This window comes from Streptomyces sp. NPDC047453 (assembly GCF_040643155.1).
GTDB lineage: Bacteria > Actinomycetota > Actinomycetes > Streptomycetales > Streptomycetaceae > Streptomyces.
Map to the genome: position 1 here is coordinate 19,896 of NZ_JBEYTS010000016.1, position 20,076 is coordinate 39,971.

Here is a 20,076-nt window from a genome sequence, read left to right on the forward strand (position 1 = left end):
GCGGTCCGCCGTCAGGGCAGGTCGTCCTTCGTGCGGGGCATACGGGGGCCGCCCAGTTCCACCGCCGTGCAGCGCCAGCGCCGGTCCCGGCCCTGCTCCAGGCGGAACGCCATCGCGCGCAGTTGGTCGCCCGCGCCGATGCGGGCGAAGGCCTCCACGGCGCCCGGGCGGGGCTCGTAGTAGCCGATGTCGCGCACGACGGGGCGGGCGCCGCGGGTGCGCAGCGTGCCGCGCTCCGCGAGCCAGGCGAGTTCGTCGTAGGCCCGGCCCGCGGTGTGCCGGAGCATCCAGTGCACGGGGCGCTGCCCGCTGAGAACGGCGAGCAGGCGATCGGCGAACAGATCGGTGGCCACGGGCAGCGAAACCGCCCGTACGGCGTCCTGAGCACCGGCCCCGATCCCCGCCGCGCTCACCGCGCCTGCGGCGCGGGCTGTGCCCGCGTAGCTGCCCGGCGCGGACCTGTGGGTATCCGCCCGACGGGCTCCGGCTGCGGCCGCCGTGAGGGCTGCGACGTTGGCCGTGGGCGCCGGGTTGGCGCCTGGGTGGGCCGTGCCCGTGCGGGCTGCGCCCGCCGGGCGGCCTGAGGTTGTTCTGGTGGCCGTGCTCGTCGTGCCGGCCGCTGCGTTGGACGTGTGCGCCGGGTTGGCGCCCCGGTGTGCCGTGTCCGACCTGCGGGCTGCGTCCGTCGAGCGGGCTGGGGCTGTCCTGGCGCCTGCGCTCGCCGTCGGGCCTGGAGCTGTGGCGGTAGCGCTTGCCGTGCCGGCTGCCGTGTTGGCTGCCGTGTTGGCCGTGCGTGCCGGGTTGGCGCCTGGGTGGGCCGTGCCCGTCCTGCGGGCTGTGCCTGTCGTGCCCGCTGCGGCGTTGGCCGTGCGTGCCGGGTTGGCGTCCGGGTGGGCCGTGCCCGATCTGCGGGCTGCGCCCCTCGAGCGGGCCGGTGCTGGCCTGGCGGCTTTGCTCAACGGGCGGTCTGCGACCGTTCTGGCGGTTGCTGCCGTTGTTCGCAGTGCGCCTGTGGTTCGGGGCGCTGCGCTCGTGCCCGTCGTGCCCGTCGTGCGGGACCGGCCCGACGCGGGGCCCGGGCTCGCCGTGTCGGCGTTGCTGTTCGGTTCCGGAACGTGTCCTACCGGCTCTCGTGCCCCTCCCGGTTCCGGAGCCTGCACTCTCGTGTCCCGCGTGCCGGCCCGCGCCGGACGGGGGCGGAGGGGGGTAGCGGGAGGGCGGGTGTCGCGGGGGGCCGTTGGGGGTGTGGAGTTGTTACGGGGTGGGGGGTTGTCGTCGGCTGTGCGGGGGAGGGTGCCGCCTGGGGTGCGGGGTGGGTAGCCGCCGGGGCGGCGGAGGCCGCGGCGGCTCGGCGGGTGGGTGCCCGGGCGGCGCTGGGTCCTGGTCATGACCTTGTTCATGAGTCCCCGTTCGGTGTCGTTGTCCGGCGCCGGCGCCCAGGGCACCGGTTTATACCGGGCAGTAACTTCCTGCTGGGGCTCTTGTACGGGGCCGAAGGCGCCGCGGCAAGGAAGGCGCGGCGCGCGTCGGACCGTGGACGAGTTCACCGATACGAGTGATTGAGAGGGCCACAAACCATGTGGGGACTGGGGTGGACCGGGTGAGGCGAGGGGCGCGCGGTGGACGGGTCGGGTGGTGTGGCCGGGGACTCGAAAGGAGGCTCCCGCACGTATCCTGAAGGCCGTCCGGGCGGCGAGCCCTCCGACCACGAAAGCGGCCTGCCATGCGTGTCTACGTCCCCCTGACCCTCTCGGGCCTCGCCGAGGCGCACAAGACGGGAGAGCTGGGGACGGGGGCGCTCACCGCGTACGCCGTGACGCCCGCCCTGCGCGAGTGGTACCTCTCCGACGACATCGAGGAGCTGGAGTACGCCGCGCTGAACCGGGCCGCGCTCGCCTCGCTGCGGCTGCTGGCGCTGGACCCGGGCGCACCGCGGCGCCGTGTGGTGGTCGCCGTGGACGTACCCGACGGCGCGGCGACGGCCGACCCCGACCGCGGGCTCGACCCGGCCGCACTCGGCGAGGTGCGGGTGGCCGGTCCGGTGCGGCTGGCCAAGGCGGCCGCCGTGCACGTCGACTCCGGTGACGCGGAGGCGGACGTGATCGCCGCGGCCGAGGCCCTGGGAGCGGCGGACGCGGGGGACGACGACGCCCAGTTCGTGGTGGACGGAGCCGAGGACCACGAGCTGCTCTGGTACGCCACACAGGAGATCCCGAACCTCGTCGAGCTTGGCGGCTGAAGCCCCGGACCGCGACCGCACCACGGGTCGCGACCTGCCGTTCTCCTGATTGTCAGTGGCGGCGGGTACGTTTTCCGGTATGGGGAATCAGTCAGGGGCGCACATCGTCTGGGACTGGAACGGCACGCTGTTCCACGACAACGACGCGGTCATCGGTGCGACGAACGCGGCGTTCGCCGAGCTGGGCCTGGAGCCGATCACACTGGAGCAGTACCGCGCGCTGTACTGCGTGCCGGTCCCGAAGTTCTACGAGCGGCTGCTCGGTCGGCTGCCCACCGAGGCCGAGTGGGACACGATGGACGGCGTCTTCCACCGGTACTACTCCGAGCACCGCACCAGATGCACCCTGACCGAGGGGGCCGTGGAGCTGCTCACCGGGTGGACGTCGGCCGGGTACAGCCAGTCGATCCTCAGCATGTACGGGCACGAGGACCTCGTCCCGCTGGTCCGGGGCTTCGGGATCGAGACGCACTTCCTCCGGGTGGACGGGCGGACGGGCCGCTCCGGCGGCAGCAAGGCCGAGCACATGGTGCGGCACCTGGGCGCGCTGTCCGAGGTGGTGAACCCCGCGCGCACGGTGGTGATCGGCGACGCGGCGGACGACGCGGTGGCCGCACGGCACGTCGGCGCGCGGGCGGTGCTCTACACCGGCGGTTCGCACAGCCGGGCCAGCCTGGAGGAGGCGGGCGTGCCGGTGGTGGACACCCTGCGGGAGGCGGTCGTGGAGGCGCAGCGGCTGGCCGAGTGAGCCGCACGCGGCGAGAAGCGCGGGAGAAGCACGGGGAGACGCAGGAAGACACCGGGAAGACACGGGGAGAGGGAAACGGGGGTGACGAACGTGGAGTGGGAAGCGTGGAGCGGGAAACGCGGAACGTCGGGGTCCGGTGGAGCCATACGTCGCCTTCGCCGTCCCCACCCCTGTGCAGAACGTCAAACTTCCACCCCCGGTTTTGTACACATACGGCTCATGACGGGCCCCCCATGAGGAGCGATAGCCTTGTGGCGTGATCAGCGCGATAGTTCGCGGGGGCGCCGTCGCCTCCGCTGTGCGCCCGGTGAGCACGGACCACATCCGTGTCCGGGCGGCGGTCGCTGGTCCTCGCGGGCGGGAAGGGGCCTCGACGGCCCCCAGGACGCCGCGTCATCCACAGGCAGAGGCGCGGCCGAGAGCAGCGTCACACCCGTCGGACGCGTCGAACAAGACTGATATCTCCCCGCTCATCTCACTTTCCGGCATAGCGTCGAAGCACACCGGACATCCCGGGCCGCGGCGTCACGCCGGAGGGGAAGAGACCGTACTTCCTTCTACGTCACGCAACGGCGCGCGACAGGAGCCAGAGGACAATGCAGACCAAGCTGGACGAAGCCAAGGCCGAGCTGCTCGAGAGGGCCGCCCGGGTAGCTGAGAACAGTCCGCTCGGGGGACATATCCCGACCGGTTCGACGGGCGAGGGCACGCCGGACCAGGAGTCCGTGCTCGCGTTCCTCCAGCGTTTCTACCTGCACACCGCCCCCGAGGACCTCGCAGGCCGTGACCCGGTCGACGTCTTCGGCACCGCCTACTCCCACTACCGCCTGGCCGAGAACCGCCCCCAGGGCACGGCCAACGTCCGGGTCCACACCCCGACCGTCGAGGAGAACGGCTGGACGTGCAGCCACTCCGTCGTCGAGGTCGTCACCGACGACATGCCCTTCCTCGTGGACTCCGTGACGAACGAGCTGACCCGCCAGGGCCGCGGCATCCACGTGGTGATCCACCCGCAGTTCGTGGTGCGCCGTGACGTCGCCGGCAAGCTCATCGAGGTGCTGCCCGCCGCGGCGCCCGGCGAGGAGCTGCCGCACGACGCGCACACCGAGTCCTGGATCCACGTCGAGACCGACCGCGAGACCGACCGCGCCGACCTGAAGCAGATCACCGCCGACCTGCTGCGTGTGCTGTCCGACGTCCGCGAGGCCGTCGAGGACTGGGAGAAGATGCGCCAGGCGGCGACCAGCCTCGCCGAGGAACTGCCCGGTGAGCCGGCGCCCGGCGACCTGCGCGCGCAGGAGGTCGAGGAGGCCCGTGAGCTGCTGCGCTGGCTGTCCGACGACCACTTCACCTTCCTCGGTTACCGCGAGTATCAGCTGCGCAACGACGACTCCCTGGCGGCCGTGCCCGGCACCGGGCTGGGCATACTGCGCGCGGACCCGCCGCACGCCGGCGACGACAGCCACCCGGTCAGCCCGTCCTTCGAGCGGTTGCCCGCCGACGCCCGTGCCAAGGCGCGCGAGCACAAGCTGCTGGTGCTGACCAAGGCCAACAGCCGGGCCACCGTCCACCGGCCCTCCTACCTGGACTATGTGGGCGTCAAGAAGTTCAACGACAAGGGCGAGGTCGTCGGGGAGCGCCGCTTCCTCGGCCTGTTCTCGTCCGCCGCCTACACCGAGTCCGTGCGCCGGGTCCCGGTCATCCGCCGCAAGGTCGAGGAGGTCCTCGAGCGCGCCGGCTTCTCGCCCAACAGCCACGACGGGCGCGATCTGCTCCAGATCCTGGAGACCTACCCGCGCGACGAGCTCTTCCAGACCCCGGTCGGTGAGCTCCAGGCCATCGCCACCTCGGTGCTGTACCTCCAGGAGCGCCGCCGGCTGCGCCTGTACCTGCGCCAGGACGAGTACGGCCGCTACTACTCGGCCCTCGTGTACCTCCCGCGCGACCGCTACACCACCGGTGTACGCCTGCGGATCATCGACATCCTGAAGGAGGAGCTGGGCGGCACCAGCGTCGACTTCACCGCCTGGAACACCGAGTCGGTGCTCTCCCGGCTGCACTTCGTCGTCCGTGTGCCGCAGGGCACCGAGCTGCCGCAGCTGTCGGACAGCGACAAGGAGCGCATCGAGGCCCGCCTGGTCGAGGCCGCCCGCTCCTGGACGGACGCCTTCTCCGAGGCGCTGACCGCCGAACTCGGCGAGGAGCGCGCCGCGGAGCTGCTGCGCCGTTACTCGGGCGCCTTCCCCGAGGGCTACAAGGCCGACCACACCCCGCGCGCGGCGGTCGCCGACCTGTGCAACCTCGAGCAGCTGAACGAGGACAAGACCTTCGCGCTGAGCCTGTACGAGCCGGTGGGCGCCGCCCCCGAGGAGCGCCGGTTCAAGATCTACCAGAAGGGCGGCTCGGTCTCCCTGTCCGCCGTGCTGCCGGTGCTCAGCCGGCTCGGCGTCGAGGTCACCGACGAGCGGCCGTACGAACTGCGCTGCGCGGACCGTACGACGGCGTGGGTCTACGACTTCGGCCTGCGGATGCCGAAGGAGTCCGGCGGCACCGGCGACCACCTCGGCGACGACGCCCGTGACCGCTTCCAGGACGCCTTCGCCGCCACCTGGACGGGCAAGGCGGAGAACGACGGGTTCAACGCCCTGGTGCTGGGCGCCGGGCTGACCTGGCGCCAGGCGATGGTGCTGCGCGCCTACGCCAAGTACCTGCGCCAGGCCGGCTCGACCTTCAGCCAGGACTACATGGAGGACACCCTCCGCAACAACGTCCACACCACCCGGCTGCTGGTCTCCCTGTTCGAGGCGCGGATGTCGCCGGAGCGCCAGCGCGCCGGGCACGAGCTCGTGGACGCGCTGCTGGAGGAGCTCGACGCGGCCCTGGACCAGGTGGCCTCCCTCGACGAGGACCGGATCCTGCGGTCCTTCCTCACCGTGATCAAGGCGACCCTGCGCACCAACTTCTTCCAGGAGGCGCGGGAGGGCGGCCGGCCGCACGCGTACGTCTCCATGAAGTTCGACCCGCAGGCCATCCCGGACCTGCCGGCGCCGCGCCCGGCGTACGAGATCTGGGTGTACTCGCCGCGCGTGGAGGGCGTGCACCTGCGCTTCGGCAAGGTCGCCCGAGGCGGTCTGCGCTGGTCCGACCGGCGCGAGGACTTCCGCACCGAGATCCTGGGCCTGGTCAAGGCGCAGATGGTGAAGAACACCGTCATCGTGCCGGTCGGTGCCAAGGGCGGGTTCGTCGCCAAGCAGCTGCCCGACCCGAGCGTGGACCGGGACGCGTGGATGGCGGAGGGTGTCGCCAGCTACAAGACCTTCATCTCGGCGCTGCTCGACATCACCGACAACATGGTCGCCGGCGAGGTCGTGCCCCCGCAGGACGTCGTGCGGCACGACGGCGAGGACACCTACCTGGTGGTCGCCGCCGACAAGGGCACGGCGCGGTTCTCGGACATCGCCAACGAGGTCGCCCAGTCGTACGACTTCTGGCTCGGCGACGCCTTCGCCTCCGGCGGCTCGGCGGGCTACGACCACAAGGGCATGGGCATCACCGCCCGCGGCGCCTGGGAGTCCGTCAAGCGGCACTTCCGGGAGCTGGGCGTGGACACCCAGACCCAGGACTTCACGGTCGTCGGCATCGGCGACATGTCCGGTGACGTGTTCGGCAACGGCATGCTGCTGAGCGAGCACATCCGGCTGGTCGCCGCCTTCGACCACCGGCACATCTTCATCGACCCCGAGCCGGACGCGGCCGTCTCCTACGCCGAGCGCCGCCGCCTGTTCGAGCTGCCGCGCTCCTCGTGGGCGGACTACAACACCGAGCTGATCTCGGCCGGCGGCGGGATCTTCCCCCGTACGGCCAAGTCGATCCCGGTCAACGCGCGCATCCGCGAGGCCCTCGGCATCGAGGCCGGCATCACCAAGCTGACCCCGGCCGACCTGATGCGGGTGATCCTCAAGGCCCCGGTCGACCTGCTGTGGAACGGCGGCATCGGCACGTACGTCAAGGCGTCCACCGAGTCCCACGCGGACGTCGGCGACAAGGCCAACGACGCCATCCGCGTCGACGGTCGCGACCTGCGGGTCCAGGTCGTCGGCGAGGGCGGCAACCTGGGCTTCACCCAGCTCGGCCGGATCGAGTGCGCGATGCAGGGCGCCCGGATCAACACCGACGCCATCGACAACAGCGCCGGCGTGGACACCTCCGACCACGAGGTGAACATCAAGGTCCTGCTCAACGGGCTGGTCGCGGAAGGCGACATGACGGTCAAGCAGCGCAACAAGCTGCTCGCCGAGATGACCGACGAGGTCGGCGCCCTGGTGCTGCGCACCAACTACGCGCAGAACACGGCGATCGCCAACGCGCTCGCCCAGTCCAAGGACATGCTCCACGCCCAGCAGCGCTTCATGAAGCACCTGGTGCGCGAGGGCCACCTGGACCGGGCGCTGGAGTTCCTGCCCACGGACCGTCAGATCCGTGAGCGGCTGGCCGCCGGGCACGGCCTGACCGGTCCGGAGACGGCCGTCCTGCTGGCGTACACGAAGATCACGGTTGCCGAGGAGCTGCTGCACACCTCGCTGCCGGACGACCCGTACCTGCGTGGCCTGCTGCACACCTACTTCCCGACCGCGCTGCGCGAGCAGTTCACCGAGCGGATCGACAACCACCCGCTGCGCCGCGAGATCACGACGACCGTCCTGGTCAACGACACGGTCAACACGGGCGGTACGACGTATCTGCACCGCCTGCGGGAGGAGACCGGGGCGTCGCTGGAGGAGATCGTCAGGGCGCAGACGGTGGCCCGCACGATCTTCCGCTCGGCTGCGGTGTGGGACGCGGTCGAGGCGCTGGACAACAAGGTCGAGGCCGACGTCCAGACCCGGATCCGCCTGCACTCGCGCCGACTGGTCGAGCGCGGCACGCGCTGGCTGCTGAACAACCGGCCGCAGCCGCTGGAGCTCGCCGAGACCATCGAGTTCTTCTCCGAGCGGGTCGGGCAGGTGTGGGCGGAACTGCCCAAGCTGCTCAAGGGCGCGGACCTGGAGTGGTACCAGCAGGTCTACGACGAGCTGTCCGGCGCCGGCGTCCCGGACGAGCTGGCCACGCGCGTGGCCGGGTTCTCCTCCGCCTTCCCCGCGCTCGACATCGTCTCGGTGGCCGACCGCATGGGCAAGGACCCGATGGACGTCGCCGAGGTGTACTACGACCTCGCCGACCGCCTCCACATCACCCAGCTGATGGACCGCATCATCGAGCTGCCGCGCGCCGACCGGTGGCAGTCCATGGCCCGTGCGGCGATCCGCGAGGACCTGTACGCGGCGCACTCGGCGCTGACCGCTGACGTGCTCGCCGCGGGCAACGGCACCGCCACGCCGGAGCAGCGCTTCAAGGTGTGGGAGCAGAAGAACGGGGCGATCCTGTCCCGGGCGCGTGCCACGCTCGAGGAGATCCGCGGCTCGGACGCGTTCGACCTGGCCAACCTGTCGGTGGCGATGCGGACGATGCGCACGCTGCTGCGGACGCACTCGTAACGCGCGGGAGGCCGACCCGTACCCGAGGGCGCCCCGGACCTTTCCGGTTCGGGGCGCCCTCATGCCGTGCATGTGTCCTTCTTGCCGTCGTCCAGGAAACGCCGTACGCCGAATTTACCCTTTCCCGCTAAACGGGATCATTCGTATAAAGTCGCCGCGTGAACACCCTCGGTAGTCGCACCTGGCTCCTCAGGCGGCACGATGCGCACCGCGCCGCCTGAGGCACCCTCAGCGGGCACGGCCGTCCCCCGGCCGCCGACCTCCCCGGGAGGGTCCCACGCGCCCCGCGCGGCCGCCGCGCTCCTCGTCGCCCTGCTGCTCCTGATGATCGTCCGGCTGCCCTGGGCCGGTGACCTGGGCATGCACGCGGCGACCATCCAGCGGCTGCGTCACAGTCTGTTCCACCCCGGCAATCCGCTTGTCGACGCCGACACCCCGAGCCCGTACTACTCGCCGTGGATGCTGCTCCTCGGCTCTGTCGCCCGGGCCGGTGGCCTGTCGGTGTTCGACGTGCTGCGGCTCGCCGCGCTCGCCGGACTCACGCTGCTGGTGACGGGCGTCTGGCGGTACGTCAGAACGCTGAGCGCGCACCGGGCCGCGCCCGCCCTGGCCGCCCTGAGCCTGGTTCTGCTGTGGGGTACGGAGCTCATCAACTGGAGCGGCTTCCTCTCCCTCAACTCCCTCGCGCTGACGGTGTCGTATCCCAGCGTGCTGGCCCTCGGCCTCGCCTTCCACTACTGGGCCTGGCTCACCCGGGCGCTGCGCGCGGCGGCCGGGTGGGAGGTGTGGCTGGGGCTCGGGGCGCTGTGGGCGCTGATCCTGCTGTGCCATCAGTTCACCGGGTTCGTCGCCACGCTCGGCGGTCTCGCCGCGGTGCTCGCGGCCCGGCCCCCGCGTGCCCTGTGGCCGCGGCTCGGCGCCGGGACGGCCCTGGGGCTGCTGGTGCTGTGGCTGTGGCCGTACTACGACTTCTTCGCCCTGTTCTCGGCCGGAAGCGATCTGGAGGAGGTGCACCGGGCGCTCTACACGCAGTTCCTCGGCCGCTACTGGCTGGCTCTGCTCGGAGTGGCCGCGCTGGTCGTGCGGTGGCGGCGCGACCGGCGGGACCCGCTGATGGTCTTCTTCCTGCTGGGCGCGCTGGTGTGCGCATTGGGGTTCGCCACGGGCCACTACGCCTGGGGCCGGACGCTGCCCGCCGCCCTCGTCCCGGCCCAGATCGCCGCCGCGCTGGAGGTGGTGCAGGGCGGCCGGCGGGCCGTGCGGACCCGCTGGGCGTGGGCGCTGGGCGGCGCGCTGGCCCTGGGTGCGTGGACCCAGGCCGGCGTGCTCGGGTACGCCGTCGGGCGCGAGGCGCTGCCGGACGTGCTCGCGGCCGGCTACACCCCGACCTGGACCGGGTACTACTGGATCATGCCGTACGTGAAGTACGGGGACGTGGTCATGGCCCGGGACCTGCCCTCCCGGCTGATCCCGGCCTACGGCCCCTACACGGTCGCCCCCGGCTACCCGGACTTCTTCCTGCCGGACGAGGCCCAGCGCGAGTGGGCGGTGCGGCGCTACTACACGCTCCGCACACCGGAGGGCGAACGCAGGGACATCCTGCGCACCTATGACGTGCGCTGGGTCGTGGACGGAAGCAGACCGCGCCATGACCCCGAACTGCGCGTGGTGACCCACGGTCCGGGCGGCCAGGTGCTCTACGCGGTCACTCCCTGACCGGCCCGCCGGGCGCCGGCGGGCGTGGGGCCATCACTTGGCCTTCTTCTTGTCGGGGCCGCCGGTGAAGGCCTCGTAGGCCTCGAGGACCTCCTCGGTGGGGCCGTCCATGCGCAGTTCGCCGCGTTCCAGCCACAGGACGCGCTCGCAGGTGTCGCGGATGGAGGCGTTGCTGTGGCTGACCAGGAACACCGTGCCGGCCTGCGCGCGCAGTTCGCGGATCCGCTTCTCCGAACGCCGTTGGAAGGAGCGGTCGCCCGTGGCCAGCGCCTCGTCGATCAGCAGGACGTCGTGGTCCTTGGCGGCGGCGATGGAGAAGCGCAGCCGGGCGGCCATGCCGGAGGAGTAGGTGCGCATGGGGAGTGTGATGAAGTCGCCCTTCTCGTTGATCCCGGAGAAGTCGACGATGTCCTGGTAGCGCTCCTTGACCTCCTCGCGGGACATGCCCATGGCCAGTCCGCCGAGGAGGACGTTGCGCTCGCCGGTCAGGTCGTTCATCAGCGCCGCGTTCACGCCGAGCAGCGAGGGCTGGCCGTCGGTGTAGATCTTGCCGTTCTCCACGGGCAGGAGTCCGGCGACGGCCTTGAGCAGCGTGGACTTGCCGGAGCCGTTGGTGCCGATGAGGCCGATGGCCTCGCCCTTGTAGGCGACGAACGAGACCTTCTTGACCGCGTGCACCCGGCGTACGCCGGCCGCCTTCTCGGCCTTCTCGCGGCGCAGGATCCGGTTGAGGGCGGCGGTCGCCGAGCCGCGGCCGGAACCGGTGCCGTTGACCCGGTAGACGATGTCGACGCCGTCGACCACGACGGTGGGGATCTTGTCGGTTTTCAGTTCAGCCACGGCCGTACGTCTCCTCAGCCTTCCAGAAGTAGATGAAGCCGCCGACCCCGGCGAGCAGGGCCCAGCCCAGCGCGAACGCCCACACATGGTGGGGGAGCTGGTGTGCCTTGAAGCTGTCGATCAGCGCGAAGCGCATCAGGTCGATGTAGACGGCGGCCGGATTGGACTGCAGCAGCACCTTCAGCACGTGCGGCATGTGGCTGCGGTTCAGCGTGTTGTCGATGCTCCACATCACACCGGAGACGTACATCCAGGTACGCAGGAGGAACGGCATCAGCTGGGCGATGTCCGGTGTCTTGGCGCCCATCCGGGCCATGATCATCGAGACGCCGGCGTTGAACACGAACTGGAGCAGCAGCACCGGGACGGCCAGCGCCCACGACATGGTGGGCGTCATGCCGAAGCAGAGCAGGATCGCCAGGAGGGCGACCATCGAGAACAGTAGCTGCTGGAGCTGCTGAAGTGCGAAGGAGACCGGCAGGGCGGCCCGCGGGAAGTGCAGGGCCCGCACCAGGCCGAGGTTGCCGGAGATCGCCCGGGTGCCCGCCATGATCGAGTTCTGGGTGAACGTCCAGATGAACACGCCCGTCACCAGGAACGGGATGTAGTCCGCCACGCCGCGGCTGGTGCCCATGAGGATGCCGAAGATGAAGTAGTACACGGCCGCGTTCAGCAGCGGGGTGGCCACCTGCCAGATCTGGCCGAGCTTCGCCTGGCTGTACTGGGAGGTGAGCTTGGCGGTGGCGAAGGCGCTGATGAAGTGGCGCCGCGCCCACAGCTGGCGGACGTACTCGGGCAGGGACGGGCGGGCGCCGCTGACCGACAGGCCGTGGCGGGCGGCGACCGCCGCGAGGCCGTCCTCGGCCGGGGCCGTGGTGTGGGGCGGTGTGTGGAGGACCTGGCTCACATCCGCTGCTTTCGCTCGGGGGGAGGTGGTGCTGGCGTCCGGCTCCGTGTCGTCGTTCATTTCCTTACGGTTCTCTTCACGTTTTCTTACGTCGGAACGGCACCGTATCGTCGCAACGCGAGCGTACGGCGAAGTGACGCCGCAACGCAACCGTTTCGTCGTTACGCCCTATGCTTGGCCCCATGACGACGAACGCCGAGCAGCCCCAGACGCGCCCCCGCCGCCGGGCCCCCGCCGGAGCGGCCGTGCTCCGCGAGGACGTGACGGAGGCGATCCGGGCGGCGGTCTTCGAGGAACTGGCGTCCGTCGGCTACGCGCGGATGTCCATAGAGGGGATCGCGCGGCGCGCGGGCGTCGGCAAGACGGCCGTCTACCGCCGGTGGCGTTCCAAGCTGCACCTGGTGCTGGACATCGTCTCGGCGCTCGCCGTGCAGGGCCTGCCCGCGCCGGACACCGGTTCCCTGGAGAGCGACCTGCGGCTGCTGTACGAGGTGACCTCGCGGGCCCTGCGCCACCCCATCGCCTCGCAGATCATCCCCGACCTCCAGGCGGAGGCGGCCCGTAACCCGGACATCGCCGAGGCCATGCAGAAGGCCCTGCGCGACGGTCAGGAGAGCGTGGCCAGCAGCATCCTGGCGGCGGCCGAGCGCCGCGGCGAGATCCGCCCCGGTCTGGACCGGGACCTGGCCCTCGACCTGATCTCGGGCCCGCTGTACTGGCGTGCGGTCGTCATCCGCACGCCGAAACTCCCCAAGGGCTACCTGGACGCCCTCGCCCGGGGCACGGCCGAGGCGATCAAGGCGCTCTGACCGCGGGGTCCCCGCAGTCCGGCGCACCGGCGCTACCGGTGATGATCGTTCACGCCGCCGTGGAGGCCCGGGACCGAGCCGGCCGCCCGGCTGCAACCGCCCACCGCCAGCGGCTCACACAGCGGACGGCGGCCCGCCCGGTGGTCGCCCTGTGCGTGGGCGTGTGGCGGTCCGCGTCCGCGTGTGACGTCAGGTGCGGGCGGCTTCCGGGTGGTGGTGGAGCCAGCCCTGCCAGGCCGAGGTGATCATGTCGTGGAGGTCGCGCTTGGCCTTCCAGCCGAGTTCCGTGGCGATGCGGTCGGCGGAGGCGACGACGCGGGCGGGGTCGCCGGGGCGGCGCGGGGTGACCGTCGGGGGGCTGTGGTAGCCGGTGACGGCGTTGATCGTGTCGATCATCTCGCGCACCGAGACCCCCTCCCCGCGGCCGATGTTCAGCGTGAGGTCTAGGCCGGGGGAGGAGCGCAGGGCGCGAGCCGCGGCCACATGGGCCTCCGCGAGGTCGGCCACGTGGATGTAGTCACGGATGCAGGTGCCGTCCGGCGTGGGGTAGTCGTCCCCGAAGATGCGCGGGGGCGCGTTCTCGGTCAGCCGTTCGAAGACCATCGGGACCAGGTTGAAGACGCCGAGGTCCGCAAGGCGCGGGCTCGCCGCGCCCGCCACGTTGAAGTACCGCAGGGACGCCGTGGACAGCCCCGTCGCCCGTCCGGTCGCACGCACCAGCCACTCGCCGGCCAGCTTCGTCTCGCCGTACGGCGACATCGGCGCGCACGGCGTCTCCTCCGTGACCAGGTCCACATCCGGCATGCCGTACACGGCCGCCGAGGAGGAGAACACGAACGAACCGACCCCGGCCGCCGTCACCGCCTCCAGCAGGACCCGCAGACCCTCGACGTTCTCCCGGTAGTAGTGCAGGGGCCGGTCCACCGACTCGCCCACCTGCTTCTTCGCCGCCAGGTGGACGACACCGGTCACCTCGTGCTCGGCGAGGGCGCGCGCCAGCCGGTCGCCGTCCAGCGTGGAGCCCTCCACCAGCGGGACGTCCCGCGGGACGCGCTCGGCGATGCCGGTGGACAGGTCGTCGTAGACCACCGCACGCTCGCCCGCCTCGGTCATCGCGTGGACGACGTGCGCTCCGATGTAGCCGGCGCCGCCGGTGATCAGCCAGGTCATGCGGGCGTCTCCTCGTCAGTTGGAGGTCGTCGAGCGGATGCGGGGCGTGGTGCGGATGCGGGGCGTGGTGCGCTCACTGGGGCGCGGCCCGGTGGAGCAGGCGGCGCAGTCTGCCGTGCAGGACGGACGTCACCCCGCGCAGTCCCGCCGCCAGCCGCAGGGCCAGCGCGCCGGAGTGCGTGGCGTACGGCTGGACCAGCAGGACGCCGTAGCGCACGCTCGGTACGACGCGGCGGCGCAGCAGACCGGCGCCCGCGCGTGCGTGCGCTGTCACCTTACGGTTCGTGCCGTCGGCGAAGCACACCCGCAACCCCAGGTCCCAGGTGCCGGCCCCCAGCCCCGCGAGGTCCACTCCCGTCTCCGCCGACCAGGTGCCGTCCGCGGCCGGCACGAGCGGGACGGTGGCGCCCCGGACCGTGCGCCCCGCCTCACGGTGCAGCCACTCCACCTCCAGGGCCTCGGGCCCGGCGGACGCCACCCTGCCGTACAGGTCGTGCAGGTGCAGCCGCAGCCGGCTCGTACCCGCGTGGGGGTGCAGTTCCGCGTCCACGGCCAGGGGCAGGACGTGGACCGGCCGGACCAGGTAGGGCTCCAGGCCGATCTGCGGAAGGTCGTCCGCCCAGACGGGGGTGCCGTCCTTGTCCCGGGCGTAGGGCGGGCACAGACGGGCCGGGCGGGCGGCGAGCTCCTTCAGGCGCGGCAGGTCGCGCGGCTCGGGCGACGCGAGGATCACCCGTCCGAGGAGGTGCCCGGCGGTCGTCGGGTTGACCGCCCAGTCGGCCGCGTCGTACTCGCCGAGGTACTGCCGCGTGTGCTCCCACCAGGCGCACCGGTACCCGGCGTCGCGCAGGCCCAGCTCACGCGCGTACATGCGCAGCTCGTGTTCGAGGAACTTGGCGCGCGCCGCCCGCGCGAGCTCCTTCTGCCCGGCGCTCAGCAGGATGTCGTACGCCGACCGGCTCGCCTCGGTGCGCGCCCGCCAGTTCTCGATGTTCGCGCGGTCCAGAGAGATCGACAGCTGCCCGGCGGACCGGCGCACGTTCCACACGTACACCTGGTCCGGGATGAGGGCCATGCGTGGGTCGGCGGCCAGCACGCGCGCGGTGAACACGAAGTCCTCGTACGGGAAGTGGCCTTCCGGGAAGCGGATCGCGTGCTCGCGCAGGAAGTCGGTGCGGTACAGCTTGTTGACGCACAGCGTGTCGTGCACGAGACGCGGGAGCTTCGCGGGGTGGGTGAGGACGGCGCCCTCGCTGTAGAGCTTTTGCTGCCACGGCACTTCCCGCCCGGAGGGCAGCTCACGGCGCACGCACAGGCCGCTCACGACCTCGGCCCGCTCCTCCCGGGCGGCGGCGAGCAGCGCGTCCACCGCGCCCGGCGGCAGCACGTCGTCGCTGTCGAGGAACATCACGTACGGCGTCGTGACCGCGTCGAAGCCGGTGTTGCGCGGGCTGCCGCAGCCGCCGCTGTTGTCCTCGCGCCGGATCACCCGCACCCTTGGTTCGGCCGCGGCCAGGCGGCCGAGCAGCTCGAAGGTGCCGTCGGTCGAGCAGTCGTCGACGGCGACGACCTCGCTGACGGAGGGACCCTGCGCGAGAGCCGAGCGCACGGCGTCGGCCATGTGGGCGACGTCGTTGTAACCGATCACGACGACGCTGACGTCGGAGGCCTGGTCGGGGTGCAGATGCATGGAATCCACGGGCCGGATAGTAGGGGTGGTCGGTAATCTCCCGTTAAGAGGGGCTTAGCGTCCCGTGCGGAAGACGGTGAACGTCAGACTCGGGTTCCCCTTCGGACGTCATCAATTTCGTCGATCGCCACAACCGGGCAAATGAGAATAGCGCGGCGGCGGCCAGCAGGCCGTTGCGCATGACCATGAGTGCACAACCTGTCCACGAACAGGCCACCACCTGTTGGTAAAGGGTTGGGTATGCGATCACGCTGACCAGACTCGCCGGCGCGATCAGCGCGGCGACCGGACGCTGTGTGGTCAGCGGTGACGTCAGACACACCGCCGCGAGGCCGAGCAGCCAGACCATGTACTGCGGGCTGATCACCCGGCTGGTGACGGTGAACAGCAGGACGGCACTCAGTGCGGCGTCGTACGGTGTCGCCTCCGTCCAGTGCCGGGCCCGGATCCGCCACAGCAGCAGCAGTCCGAACGCGCTCGCCGACAGGACCAGCGAGAGGTGCGCGACGGTGGAGACATACGGTCCGGTGAACTCCAGGGCCCCGTACCGGTAGCGCACCCGGCCCGGCCAGCCGGCGTGCGTGGCCAGCGCGAGCGCGGTGCCGCCGAACGACTCGATCTGCACGCCCCGGCCGCCCTGCTGGCGGGCGAAGGCGAGCGGGTTCCTGAACAGGCCGGCGAGGACGGTCAGCGCCACGGCGCCGGTGGCGGCCGCCCATGTCCACGCCGACCGGGTCGCACGGCCCCGGGGCAGTCCGAGCAGCGCCAGCGCCGGCCACACCTTCACCAGGGCGCCCAGCGCGGCGAGCGCGCCGCACGCGCGCGTGGAGCGCGACAGCGTCAGCAGGGAGAGCACGGCCAGGGCGGTGGCCTGGACGTCGTAGCGGGCCAGCGGGATGTGCAGCAGCAGGGGCAGGCCCAGCGTCCAGTACGCGGCCCCGAGCAGGCTGCGGCCGGGGCGGGTGCCCGCGTGCGCCAGCGCCAGCGTGACCAGCGCGTCGACGACGACGGTGAGCACCACGAAGGCCTGGAAGTACGTCAGGCCCGGCAGCAGTGCGGGCGACAGCAGCACCGGTCCGGCGCCCGGCGGGTACTGCCACAGCGTGTCGTGTGCCGGGAACGCGCCGTGGGACAGCAGGACGTACCAGTGCTGGTACAGCTTCCACACCTCGCGCGCCACCGAGCCCCGGCCCAGCCGGGGCAGTCCGTTGTGGGCGAGCAGCCACAGCATCAGGGCGCGCGTGAGGAGCCAGGCGGCCGTCAGGGCGAGGAGGCGGTGTCTCGTCGGCGGGCGCGTGAGAAGACGCGTCACGCTCTGGAAGGCGCTCATCACGGCGGATCGTAATCCGCGGGAAAGCCGTATATGTGCTGATACGCGTCCAGTCGTTGGTAAGAGCCTGGCAAGTGGACCAAGGCAGTCGCGGCACCTGGGCCGCGCGCCCGCGCGGCGCCGCGCTCCTACCGGTCGGTCCGGTCAGCCGCATCACGTCGTCGTCCTTCATCGAGTGACCGGGCTCCACTCGTCCGGCCGGCTGCGGGTACGCGGACCCGGGACGTCCGCCGCAGACCGGGGCACCACACGCTCCAGCAGCAGCGGCACCCCCACCACCGGCAGCAGCCAGGCCAGCACGATCAGCCGTTCGCCCCACACGGTGATGTCGGGATGCGCCGCCTGCGTAAGGAACCCGGTGAACGCCGTCGCCACCACGAAGAGGCCGAACGCCCCCCGCCGCCGTAGCGCACCCCACGCGCCGGCGGCGAGCAGGGCGGCGAACAGCGGCTGCCACAGCTGCCGGCGCAGCCACTCCAGCCAGAACCCTCCCTCCAGCCGCAGCAGCTCCGGCCACGGGCGGTCGCGATCGGGCAGGGCGTAGTGGCCGGTGAGCAGGTCCTGAAGGCTGTCGCTCCCGGTCGGGTAGCGCAGCGCCCGCGCCAGGAGCACCGTGCCGACGGCGGCGCCGCAGGCCACCGCGGTGACCGCCAGGACACCCCGCCCCGCCGGGCGCCGCCGCGTCCACCGCCGTACGGCGACGGCCGCGCCCGCGGCGGCCAGGCTCAGCCCGAGGAACAGCGCCTGGGAGTGCTTGACGGTGAACAGCGCGAGCAGCGCACCCGCGACCAGGGCGGTGCCGGCCCGCACGCGCCCGTCCAGCGCCAGCGAGCAGCCCCACAGCGCCGTCAGGGTCAGTGCCAGCATCAGGCCCTCGGCCATCGGCCGCATCGCCGTCGTGCCGCACGGCAGCACGTAGTAGAGGACCTGGCCGGTCAGCGCCAGGGGCACGGGCACGCGGCGGCCGCGCAGCACCAGGAAGACGAGGACGCCGCCCACCGCCGTGACGGCGACGCCCGCCGCCCACACCCCCCACGTCACGCCGAACACCGTGATGAAGGGGATCAGGAACACCGGGTAGCCCGGCCGCGCCTCGAAGATCCGCATGAAGCGCTCCGGCATGAACGGCAGGGTGTGCCCGCCGGTCTGCCCGGCCCGCAACCGTGCCTCCACCTCACGCCGCAGCTCGGCCCGGCACGCGCCCGCCACCCGGGCCGCCGGGCTCGGCTCGCGGAAGCGCAGCACGTCCACGCTCCGGGCGCGTCCACGTGCGGTTCGTCGGTCGCGTCGACGAGCACTCCGCGCCGGTGCAGTTCGGCCAGCCCCATGCCGCGCGCCGGTCCGGTGGCCAGCGAGGGATGCAGGCGTACGACGAGGGTGTGGCCCTCGCCGAGGTCCGCGGCGAGCCGGGCCGGGTCGAAGCGTTCGACGTGGCCGCCGCGCCGGTACTCCCGGCGGGTCGGCGCGTACAGCACCATCGTGTGCTCCGGCGGGATGCCGAGCCGGTCGCGGAGAGCGGCGCCGTCGTCCGCACGCGCGGTGACGAGCACGTCGTTGCGCGGGCTGCCGGTGCGCGCGGAGGTGAACCGGCAGGGGTAGGCCCGCTCCCACACCAGCTCGGAGTGGCGGTTGGCGACCAGGCTGTAGTCCCAGCGGTCGGCGCGGGACAGCAGGCCCGGCACGTCGACGCCGTGCCGGGCGCCGGGCTTGCCCAGCAGATCGGCCGCCATGAACTTCAGCGGGGTGCCCTGATGGGTGTGGATGTGCGTGCTGCCGGGCCGTTTGGCCACGGCCGCGGGCCAGTTGGCGTTGTTGACGAAGAACGCGGCCCGGGCGGCGAGCTGCCGGTGGCGCAGGGTGCCGGACAGGACGTACTCGACGTCCGGCGGCAGCAGCGCGGCCTGCTCCCGGTCGCGGACCACCCACACCCCGCGCAGATGCGGCGCGATCTCCCGCGCCTTGCGGTGGACGGCCGCCGGGTCGCCGAGCATGCCCCGGTGCGAGAACGCCGAGTACAGGACGAGGTCCTGGTCCAGCGTCCGGCGGGTGTGCAGCGCAGCCCAGCCGCCCTTCACCCGTACGGCCACCGCCCTGCGGACCCGCAGCGTCCGGCGCCCGAGTTCCCGGCGGGCCCGCCCGGCCTGCCGCCCGACCCGGTAGGCGGCGTAACCGCCCGCCAATACCCGGACCACACCGGTCGTGTCCGCGTCCGGAGGCCGGTGGGCGCGGAACATCCGCGCCGTACGGCGGAAGAACTCGGCCTTGTCCGACGGCGGCAGCCGGTCCGGCTTGGCGAGGATGTCCAGGCAGTGCTCACCCATCTTCCGGTGCAGATAGGGGCGCCAACTCGCCAGCTCGGGACGGGAGTCGAGATAGGCGAAGACCCGCTCGTACTGGTCGTGGATGTCGAAGTGCTTGCGGCTGGTGGTGGACAGGATGTTGCCCTGCCGCCGCTGGCGGTAGTACAGGCAGATCCGGTCGAGCGTGGCGATCCGCCGGGCGGTGAGCAGGACCGGGAACGTCCAGGACGTGTCCTCGTAGTAGCCGGGTGGGAAGGCGAAGCCGTGCTCCTCGACGAAGTCGCGCCGGTAGACCTTGTTCCACACCACCATCAACAGGTCCAGGATCCGCGGCTGTTCGGCGGCCGTGAAGGTGCCGGGACCGGCCTCGGCCAGCACCGTGGCCAGCACGTTGCGCCGGGTCCCGCCCCACCAGTAGGTGCGGGCGTAGTCGAAGACCAGCACGTCCGGGTCGCCGGTCTCCTCCAGCCGGTCGGCGATGGCCCGCAGTGCGCCCGGGGTGAGGGTGTCGTCGCTGTCGAGGAAGAACAGGAAGTCGCCGGTGGCGAGCGGCATTCCGGCGTTGCGGGCGCGGCCGAGCCCGACGTTCTCCGGCAGGTGCAGCACCCGTACACGCGGGTCGCGGGCGGCGTACTCGTTGAGGATGGCGCCGCTGCCGTCCGGGGAGCAGTCGTCGACGGCGATCACCTCGACGTCGCCGAAGGACTGCGTCAGGACCGAGTCCAGGCATTCGCGCAGGAACCCCTGCACCTTGAAGCAGGGGACGATGATGCTGAAGCGGGGCACTGCTGCG

General features: G+C 71.9%; 13 protein-coding genes. 5 read left to right on the top strand and 8 right to left on the bottom strand.

Going from position 1 to position 20,076, the window contains the following annotated elements; genetic code table 11:
- Positions 1-11: 11 nt before the first annotated feature.
- On the bottom strand, positions 12-413 hold the full coding sequence (locus ABZ818_RS16905) for an Rv3235 family protein (protein WP_361414948.1): 402 nt from the start codon (positions 411-413) through the stop codon (positions 12-14).
- A 1,310-nt stretch (positions 414-1,723) separates the two neighbouring features.
- Between ABZ818_RS16905 and ABZ818_RS16910 the strand changes: the two genes are divergently transcribed.
- The 4 genes from ABZ818_RS16910 to ABZ818_RS16925 all read left to right on the top strand — a co-directional run bounded on the left by ABZ818_RS16910 (position 1,724) and on the right by ABZ818_RS16925 (position 10,237).
- Positions 1,724-2,239: a hypothetical protein gene (locus ABZ818_RS16910; RefSeq protein WP_361414950.1), complete on the top strand. Its 516-nt coding sequence runs from the start codon at positions 1,724-1,726 to the stop codon at positions 2,237-2,239.
- 79 nt (positions 2,240-2,318) lie between these two features.
- The gene (locus tag ABZ818_RS16915; protein WP_361414952.1) at positions 2,319-2,987 is read left to right on the top strand and encodes an HAD family hydrolase; all 669 of its coding nucleotides are present in this window, start codon (positions 2,319-2,321) and stop codon (positions 2,985-2,987) included.
- A gap of 596 nt (positions 2,988-3,583) precedes the next feature.
- Positions 3,584-8,521 carry an NAD-glutamate dehydrogenase gene (locus ABZ818_RS16920; RefSeq protein WP_361414953.1) on the top strand — a complete coding sequence of 1,646 codons (4,938 nt, stop codon included), beginning with the start codon at positions 3,584-3,586 and terminating at the stop codon, positions 8,519-8,521.
- A 324-nt stretch (positions 8,522-8,845) separates the two neighbouring features.
- Positions 8,846-10,237 carry a hypothetical protein gene (locus tag ABZ818_RS16925; protein ID WP_361415137.1) on the top strand — a complete coding sequence of 464 codons (1,392 nt, stop codon included), beginning with the start codon at positions 8,846-8,848 and terminating at the stop codon, positions 10,235-10,237.
- Positions 10,238-10,270: 33 nt separating this feature from the next.
- Here ABZ818_RS16925 and ABZ818_RS16930 read toward each other — a convergent pair whose 3' ends face one another.
- Both ABZ818_RS16930 and ABZ818_RS16935 read right to left on the bottom strand, forming a co-directional pair.
- Positions 10,271-11,077: an ABC transporter ATP-binding protein gene (locus ABZ818_RS16930; protein WP_361414955.1), complete on the bottom strand. Its 807-nt coding sequence runs from the start codon at positions 11,075-11,077 to the stop codon at positions 10,271-10,273.
- Positions 11,070-11,984: an ABC transporter permease gene (locus ABZ818_RS16935; RefSeq protein WP_361415139.1), complete on the bottom strand. Its 915-nt coding sequence runs from the start codon at positions 11,982-11,984 to the stop codon at positions 11,070-11,072. The genes ABZ818_RS16930 and ABZ818_RS16935 overlap by 8 nt, the downstream gene beginning before the upstream one ends.
- A gap of 170 nt (positions 11,985-12,154) precedes the next feature.
- Here ABZ818_RS16935 and ABZ818_RS16940 point away from each other — a divergent pair, with 170 nt between their 5' ends.
- On the top strand, positions 12,155-12,793 hold the full coding sequence (locus ABZ818_RS16940) for a TetR/AcrR family transcriptional regulator (protein ID WP_361414957.1): 639 nt from the start codon (positions 12,155-12,157) through the stop codon (positions 12,791-12,793).
- 189 nt (positions 12,794-12,982) lie between these two features.
- On the opposite strand, the gene galE is transcribed toward ABZ818_RS16940, so the two are convergent.
- The 5 genes from galE to ABZ818_RS16965 all read right to left on the bottom strand — a co-directional run bounded on the left by galE (position 12,983) and on the right by ABZ818_RS16965 (position 20,069).
- Complete coding sequence (galE, locus tag ABZ818_RS16945) at positions 12,983-13,963, bottom strand: UDP-glucose 4-epimerase GalE (protein WP_361414959.1); 981 nt, start codon at positions 13,961-13,963, stop codon at positions 12,983-12,985.
- 73 nt (positions 13,964-14,036) lie between these two features.
- Positions 14,037-15,653, bottom strand: a complete 1,617-nt coding sequence (locus ABZ818_RS16950) for a glycosyltransferase family 2 protein (protein WP_361415141.1) — start codon at positions 15,651-15,653, stop codon at positions 14,037-14,039.
- 43 nt (positions 15,654-15,696) lie between these two features.
- Positions 15,697-16,983, bottom strand: coding sequence for a glycosyltransferase 87 family protein (locus tag ABZ818_RS16955; RefSeq protein WP_361414961.1), 1,287 nt, complete (start codon positions 16,981-16,983; stop codon positions 15,697-15,699).
- 168 nt (positions 16,984-17,151) lie between these two features.
- A complete protein-coding gene (locus tag ABZ818_RS16960) occupies positions 17,152-18,105 on the bottom strand; it encodes a hypothetical protein (protein ID WP_361414963.1) in 954 nt (317 codons plus the stop codon).
- Positions 18,048-20,069 carry a CDP-glycerol glycerophosphotransferase family protein gene (locus ABZ818_RS16965; protein ID WP_361414965.1) on the bottom strand — a complete coding sequence of 674 codons (2,022 nt, stop codon included), beginning with the start codon at positions 20,067-20,069 and terminating at the stop codon, positions 18,048-18,050. The genes ABZ818_RS16960 and ABZ818_RS16965 overlap by 58 nt, the downstream gene beginning before the upstream one ends.
- Positions 20,070-20,076: the final 7 nt, after the last annotated feature.

Bases quoted from the DNA above. Each gene is read 5' to 3' on its own strand.
- ABZ818_RS16950 (WP_361415141.1), bottom strand. From the start codon at position 15,653: ATGCATCTGCACCCCGACCAGGCCTCCGACGTCAGCGTCGTCGTGATC.
- ABZ818_RS16915 (WP_361414952.1), top strand. From the start codon at position 2,319: ATGGGGAATCAGTCAGGGGCGCACATCGTCTGGGACTGGAACGGCACG.
- ABZ818_RS16920 (WP_361414953.1), top strand. From the start codon at position 3,584: ATGCAGACCAAGCTGGACGAAGCCAAGGCCGAGCTGCTCGAGAGGGCC.
- galE (WP_361414959.1), bottom strand. From the start codon at position 13,963: ATGACCTGGCTGATCACCGGCGGCGCCGGCTACATCGGAGCGCACGTC.
- ABZ818_RS16940 (WP_361414957.1), top strand. From the start codon at position 12,155: ATGCTTGGCCCCATGACGACGAACGCCGAGCAGCCCCAGACGCGCCCC.
- ABZ818_RS16925 (WP_361415137.1), top strand. From the start codon at position 8,846: ATGATCGTCCGGCTGCCCTGGGCCGGTGACCTGGGCATGCACGCGGCG.
- ABZ818_RS16955 (WP_361414961.1), bottom strand. From the start codon at position 16,983: ATGAGCGCCTTCCAGAGCGTGACGCGTCTTCTCACGCGCCCGCCGACG.
- ABZ818_RS16960 (WP_361414963.1), bottom strand. From the start codon at position 18,105: ATGCCGGAGCGCTTCATGCGGATCTTCGAGGCGCGGCCGGGCTACCCG.
- ABZ818_RS16910 (WP_361414950.1), top strand. From the start codon at position 1,724: ATGCGTGTCTACGTCCCCCTGACCCTCTCGGGCCTCGCCGAGGCGCAC.